The sequence below is a fragment of the Streptomyces sp. NP-1717 genome (assembly GCF_022695985.1).
In the GTDB taxonomy this organism is placed as follows: Bacteria; Actinomycetota; Actinomycetes; order Streptomycetales; family Streptomycetaceae; genus Streptomyces.
Map to the genome: position 1 here is coordinate 1 of NZ_JAAPBF010000394.1, position 3,281 is coordinate 3,281.

Annotated in this window: 4 protein-coding genes; 2 read left to right on the top strand and 2 right to left on the bottom strand. The window is 70.5% G+C overall.

Annotated features, from left to right (window positions below; genetic code table 11):
* On the top strand, nucleotides 1–1,380 hold a 1,380-nt coding region (locus GXP76_RS34785), incomplete at its 5' end, for a gluconate:H+ symporter (protein WP_242575609.1).
* Nucleotides 1,381–1,414: 34 nt separating this feature from the next.
* Here GXP76_RS34785 and GXP76_RS34790 read toward each other — a convergent pair.
* Both GXP76_RS34790 and GXP76_RS34795 read right to left on the bottom strand, forming a co-directional pair.
* A complete protein-coding gene (locus tag GXP76_RS34790; RefSeq protein WP_242575610.1) occupies nucleotides 1,415–2,110 on the bottom strand; it encodes a cytochrome b/b6 domain-containing protein in 696 nt (231 codons plus the stop codon).
* Nucleotides 2,052–2,717, bottom strand: coding sequence for a molybdopterin-dependent oxidoreductase (locus GXP76_RS34795; RefSeq protein ID WP_242575612.1), 666 nt, complete (start codon nucleotides 2,715–2,717; stop codon nucleotides 2,052–2,054). The genes GXP76_RS34790 and GXP76_RS34795 overlap by 59 nt, the downstream gene beginning before the upstream one ends.
* A gap of 147 nt (nucleotides 2,718–2,864) precedes the next feature.
* Between GXP76_RS34795 and GXP76_RS34800 the strand changes: the two genes are divergently transcribed.
* Nucleotides 2,865–3,281, top strand: a 417-nt coding sequence (locus tag GXP76_RS34800; protein ID WP_242575611.1) for an ASCH domain-containing protein, incomplete at its 3' end; no start/stop codon positions are given.

The following is a 3,281-nucleotide window of genomic DNA, read 5'->3' on the forward strand; positions in this document are numbered from 1 at the left end:
GCAGCGGACGCCGTAGAGCCGATCACCTCGGCCGGCAACGCGCAGCTGGGCATCGCCGTTCTCGCCGGTATTGCCGTCATCGTCCTGCTCATCACCAAGTTCAAGGTGCACGCCTTTCTCGCCCTGACCATCGGCACGCTGGCGCTCGGCGCCTTCGCCGGCGCGTCCCTGGGCGACACGATCACCAGCTTCTCCGCCGGTCTCGGCTCCACCGTCGCGGGTGTCGGCGTTCTGATCGCGCTCGGCGCGATACTCGGCAAGCTGCTCGCGGACTCGGGCGGCGCCGACCAGATAGTCGACACGATCCTCAGCCGGGCGAGCGGGCGGGCGATGCCCTGGGCGATGGTCCTCATCGCCTCGGTGATCGGGCTGCCGCTGTTCTTCGAGGTCGGCATCGTGCTGCTGATACCCGTGGTGCTGCTGGTCGCCAAGCGCGGCAACTTCTCCCTGATGCGGATCGGTATCCCGGCGCTGGCCGGCCTCTCCGTCATGCACGGGCTGATACCCCCGCACCCCGGCCCGCTCGTCGCGATCGACGCCATCGGCGCCGACCTCGGCGTCACGCTGGCGCTGGGCCTGCTCATCTCCGTACCGACGGTGATCATCGCCGGTCCGCTGTTCTCCCGTTACGCCGCGCGCTGGGTGGACATCCAGCCGCCCGAGCGGATGCTCCAGACGCTGGAGAAGCGCGAATCCGACGAGACCGGGAAGCGCCCGAGCTTCGGCGCCACCGTCGCCACGGTCCTGCTGCCGGTCGTCCTGATGCTGGTCAAGGCACTGGTCGACATCGTCGTGGACGACCCGGAGAACCAGGTCCAGAAGGTCGCCGACGTCGTCGGCTCCCCGCTGATCGCACTGCTCGCCGCCGTCCTGGTCGGCATGTTCACCCTGGGGCGCGCCGCCGGGTTCACCAAGGACCGGCTCGCCTCGACCGTCGAGAAGTCCTTCGGGCCCATCGCGGGCGTGCTGCTGATCGTCGCCGCGGGCGGCGGTTTCAAGCAGACCCTGATCGACGCGGGCGTCGGCCAGATGATCCTGGAGTTCTCCGAGAACTGGGCGATCCCGGCGCTGCTGCTGGGCTGGCTGATCGCCGTGGCGATCCGGCTGGCGACCGGCTCGGCGACGGTCGCGACGATCTCCGCCGCCGGACTGGCGGCGCCGCTCGCCGCGGACATGTCCACCTCGCACGCGGCGCTGCTGGTGCTGGCGATCGGCGCCGGATCCCTCTTCTTCAGCCATGTGAACGACGCCGGATTCTGGCTGGTGAAGGAGTACTTCGGGATGGACGTCGGCCAGACGATCAAGACCTGGTCGGTGATGGAGACGATCATCTCCGTGGTCGGTCTCGGCTTCGTGATGCTGCTGTCGCTGATCCTGTAGCGCGATCCCGGCACGGCCGGAGCGGCGGGGCGGGTCAGTCCTCTTCTTTCCACAGAGGGTGCTCCCGCTCCGCCCACGGCCTCTCCACCGATCCGGTCCGCATGCCGTGGCGCGCCTGCGGGTCGGCGAACGCCATACCGATGTGCCCGGCGAGCACGAGTCCCACGGCGAGCGACAGCCAGTCGTGCACGAACGTGGCGCTCGTCCGCCACACCAACGGTGTCAGCCAGGTGAACCACATCATCAGGCCGGTGGCGAGCATGACCAGGACGGCTCCGGCGATCCAGCCCGCGTACACCTTCTGGCCCGCGTTGAACTTCCCCGACGGCCGCGACTCCGGCCGGAAGTCGCGCCGCCGTACCGCCCGCAGCCACTCCTTGTCGTGCGGCGCGAAGCGGTTCAGCCGCCGCAGATCCGCGCGGAAGGACGGGGACGCGAGCCCGGCGAGGAACGGCGCGGGCAGCAGCAGCCCGGACCACTGGTGCAGGGTCACCACCAGATGGCGGCGGCCGACGAGTTCGGCGAGCTGCGGCACGTACAGACAGGCCGCCGTCGCCACGCACAGCAGCATCAGCGCGGCCGTGGTGCGGTGGACCAGTCGCTCGGCGCGGCTGAACCGCCGCCGCGGCCGTGTCGTGTCCGGCCTCTCGACGTGCGGGTCCTCCCGCCCGTCAGACCGTCGGGGTGTCGGTGCGGCCGTTGGACCGCCCGACCCAGGCGTCGACGTCATAGCCGCGCTCCTCCCAGTAGCCGGGGCGGACGTCGGAGGTGACGGAGATCCCGGAGAGCCATTTCGCCGACTTGTAGAAGTACATGGGCGCCACGTAGAGCCGTATCGGACCGCCGTGCGCGTGCTCCACCGGCCTGTCCCGCATTCTCAGCGCCACCAGCACGTCGGGCCGCCTGGCCTGCTCCATGGTCAGGCTCTCGCTGTACGTGCCGTCGAAGCAGGTGAAGCGGATCGCCTTCGCGCCGGGCCGTACCCCCGCCGCGTCGAGGATCCGCGACAGCCGTACGCCCTCGAACGGAGTATCCGGCACGCGCCAGCCGGTGACGCACTGGACGTCCCGGACCATGCGGGTCTGCGGCAGCTTCCGCAGGGCGTCGAGCGTGTACGTGGTGGGCCGGTCGACCAGCCCGTCCACGGTCAGCCGGTAGTCCTCGGGGCCCTTGCGGGGTACGGAGGCGGCCACCGAGTAGTAGCGGAACCCGCCCCCGTTGGGCAGCAGCCCGGTCAGCCCCGTCGGGTCACGGTCGGACGCCGCGCCGAGGAAGGCTTCGAGTCCCCGCTGGAGATACGGCGCGGTGACGACGCCCGCCGCGCCGAGTCCGAGCATGGAGAGCACCAGGCGCCGCCCGACGGGCGTGCCCTCCGGGTCGCTCTGTGGAGTGGTCACCCGTCGATTCGAACACCACCGTGGCCGGGAAACCAGGGGCGCCGGTATTCCGTCATGGTTTCGTCAGAGTCCGGCAGACTGACGCCCATGGAGAAACCCCAGGAGCAACGCGAACCCCTCCCGCCCTTTCTGCTCGCCTTCCCCGGGCCGCTGCGCGACGAGTTGGTCGCCGCGGTCCTTCGCGGGGAGAAGGTCTCGACGACCGGTCTGCTGGCCGAGTACGAGGCGGAGAAGGAGGAGCTGCCGCCGGTGGGTGAACGCTCGGCGCTGATCGACTCGCAGGGCCGTGAGGTGGCCGTGACGGAGCTGACGGAGGTACGGGTGCTGCCGCTGGGGCAGGTCGATCTCCAGCACGCGCTCGACGAGGGCGAGGGATACGAGTCGGTCGAGGCCTGGCGCGCCGGCCACGAGGCGTTCTGGCACAGCGCCGAGATGCGCGAGGCGCTGGGCGACCCGTCGTTCACGGTCCACGACGGCACCCTGGTGGTGGCGGAGCGCTTCCGG

Bases quoted from the DNA above. Each gene is read 5' to 3' on its own strand.
- GXP76_RS34795 (WP_242575612.1), bottom strand. From the start codon at position 2,717: ATGCTCGGACTCGGCGCGGCGGGCGTCGTCACCGCGCCGTATCTCCAG.
- GXP76_RS34790 (WP_242575610.1), bottom strand. From the start codon at position 2,110: ATGACGTCGACGCCTGGGTCGGGCGGTCCAACGGCCGCACCGACACCC.